The sequence below is a fragment of the Candidatus Thermoplasmatota archaeon genome (assembly GCA_035541015.1).
Taxonomy (GTDB): Archaea; Thermoplasmatota; SW-10-69-26; order JACQPN01; family JAIVGT01; genus DATLFM01.
In genome coordinates this window covers 1-2467 of the sequence record DATLFM010000001.1, presented here as the reverse complement: position 1 = coordinate 2467, position 2467 = coordinate 1, and the positions used below count along the sequence as shown (strand labels likewise).

The following is a 2467-nucleotide window of genomic DNA, read 5'->3' as shown; positions in this document are numbered from 1 at the left end:
CTTGATGGCCACGGGCGCGTGCTCGCGCGAGGACCCGCATCCGAAGTTCTCGCCCGCCACGAGGATGTCGCCCGGTTTCACCTTCTTCGGGAACTCGGGGTCCGCGCCCTCGAGCACGTGCTCGGCGAGCCCCTTGGGGTCGAGGATGGCCAGGTACTTGCCGGGCGTGATCATGTCCGTGTCGATCGAATCGCCAAACGTCCAGGCGCGCCCGGAGAACCGCGTTTCCATGGGAATCGAGCGGACGTAACCCGGGAACGCGCTTGATGGTTTCGTCCGAAAACCTTCAAGTCCGCCCACCCCCTGCCTACCCCGTCCCAATGGCCGATCCTGTCTGGCTTGCCCTCATGCTCGTGGCCGTCGTCGGCCTCGTGCTCCTCAACGCGTTCTTCGTGGCGGCCGAGTTCGCCATCGTCAAAGTGCGCAACACGCAGCTGTCCACGCGCATCCGCGAGGGCGACGCGCGCGCGGCCGTGGCCAAGCGCATCACGGGCCAGCTCGACGCCTACCTTTCCGCCTGCCAGCTTGGCATCACCATCTCCTCGCTGGGCCTGGGCTGGATCGGCGAGCCGGCCGTGGCCGACGTCATCCGGCCCGGATTCGAGGCCCTGGGCGTGAACGAGCCCATCCTGCTCCACGGCGTCGCCTTTGCCATCGCCTTCTCGTTCATCACCTTCCTCCACATCGTCTTTGGCGAGCTTGCCCCCAAGAGCATCGCCATCCGGCACCCCGAGCAGACCGCGCTCCGGCTGGCGCGCGCGCTCGATTTCTTCTTCGTCGTCTTCTCGCCGGCCATCCGCGTCCTCAACCGGGCGTCAAACGCGGTGATCCGCGTGCTCGGGTTCAAGCCCGCCACGTCCACCGAGCAGACCCACTCCTTCGCGGAGATCCGCGAGATCCTCTCCGGGGAGGTCGGCGGACCCACGACGCGCCGCCGCGCCTTCCTGAACCTCTTCGACCTCGCCGAGATGAAGGCGGGCGACGTCATGACGCCCATCACGAGGGTTGTCGCCCTCGACATCCGCAAGAGCCTCGAGGACAACGTGCGCGTGGCCGACGAGGCAGGCTACAGCCGCTTCCCCCTCGTGGACGGCTCGCCCGACAACGTCGTCGGCATGGTCCACTACAAGGACGTCTTCTCGCGCATCATCCGGAAGGACCGGCCCGAGCAGACGCTCCTCGACATCAAGCGCGACATCATGTTCGTGCCGGAGAACCAGAGCGTCGAGAACCTCCTTGCCGAGCTCATCCGGCGCGGGCGGCACATGGCCATGGTCGTGGACGAGCACGGACGGACGATCGGGCTCGTCACGATGGAGGACATCTTCGAGGAGGTCTTCGGCTCCATCCGCGACGAGTTCGACGAGCCCGAGCCCATCGAGCAGGCCTACCGCGTGCTCGGCGAGGGCCACTACCTCGTTGACGGCACCATGACGCTCCACGACCTCGAGGACCTGCTGGGCGCCCCGCTTCGCAAGCCGGGGATCTCGACCGTCTCGGGCTGGATCATCGACCATCTGGGCCGCATGCCGCTGGCCGGCGAGAGCTTCCGGCTCGCGGACGGCTACCAGGTCACCCTGCGCGAGGTCGGACGTCGCCGCGTGAAGGTGGCCGAGTTCCAGCGGCTCAAGGCGCAGGAGAAGGCGGAGGCCTAGGGCGCCCGAACGGACGGCTGGCGGGCCAGCACGGCGTCCACCGCCCGGGGAGAGAGGTGCAGCCGGAGGCGCGCGCCCTCTCGGCGGGGCTCGAGAAGCCCCCACGCCGCAAGCTTGTCGACGTGCCGCTTCACGGCCGGCCGCGTGAGCCCAAGCTCCGTGGCGACGGTCGACGGCGACACGCCTGGCCGGCGCAGCGCCACGGTCAGCACGGCAAGCGACGTGGCGCTCTTGGCCGCGGCAGCCACGCGCTTCTCCACGCAGCCGAACCGGCCGTGGTTCTCAAAGGCACGGAGCCGGCCGTCCAGTCGAAGCACCTCCACAAGACCCAGCTCGTGAAGCACGCGCAGGTGGTGCGTGACGGTCGTATAGTGAAGGCCGGTCGCCGACCGAAGCTCGCCGGCCGTGATGCCCGGCGAAGCCAGCACGAGATCGTGGATGCGGCGGCGTCGCTCCTGATCGAGCGCTCCCTCGCGCACGAGCCTCCGGTACAGCGCCCACAGGGGAATCGCAAGCGCCACCCCGAGCAAGAGCGCGGCCATGACGCCCGATTGGGGGCCCACCGCGCTCGCCGGGCCGGGGCCGGACAGGCCGTAAGCCTTTGCGGCACGGTTGGCCCCGTCAGGTTCGTCGGCGGGCGCGTAGGTCGCGACCAGAGCGGCCTCGTTCGATCCCGCCGCGCGGGGCTCCGGAACGACCCCCGAAACGGCAGAGGCCACGACGGCGCGCCCGCCCTCGACGACGGGCGAGGAGGATTGCGCGCCGCCGTCTTCCGGCCGGAGGTCGACGTGGACGCCAACGCCATCGAGCGC

At 69.5% G+C, this 2467-nt stretch carries 3 protein-coding genes; 1 reads left to right on the top strand and 2 read right to left on the bottom strand.

Features of this window, described 5'->3' with window-relative positions; all coding sequences use genetic code 11:
- A partial coding sequence (locus tag VM681_00015) for a 3-isopropylmalate dehydratase (protein HVL86378.1) occupies window positions 1–231 on the bottom strand: 231 nt, incomplete at its 3' end.
- A gap of 89 nt (window positions 232–320) precedes the next feature.
- Between VM681_00015 and VM681_00010 the strand changes: the two genes are divergently transcribed.
- Window positions 321–1655, top strand: coding sequence for a hemolysin family protein (locus VM681_00010; GenBank protein ID HVL86377.1), 1335 nt, complete (start codon window positions 321–323; stop codon window positions 1653–1655).
- Here VM681_00010 and VM681_00005 read toward each other — a convergent pair.
- Window positions 1652–2467, bottom strand: an 816-nt coding sequence (locus VM681_00005; GenBank protein HVL86376.1) for a MarR family transcriptional regulator, incomplete at its 5' end; no start/stop codon positions are given. The two genes, VM681_00010 and VM681_00005, sit on opposite strands and share 4 nt — an antisense overlap.

Bases quoted from the DNA above. Each gene is read 5' to 3' on its own strand.
- VM681_00010 (HVL86377.1), top strand. From the start codon at position 321: ATGGCCGATCCTGTCTGGCTTGCCCTCATGCTCGTGGCCGTCGTCGGC.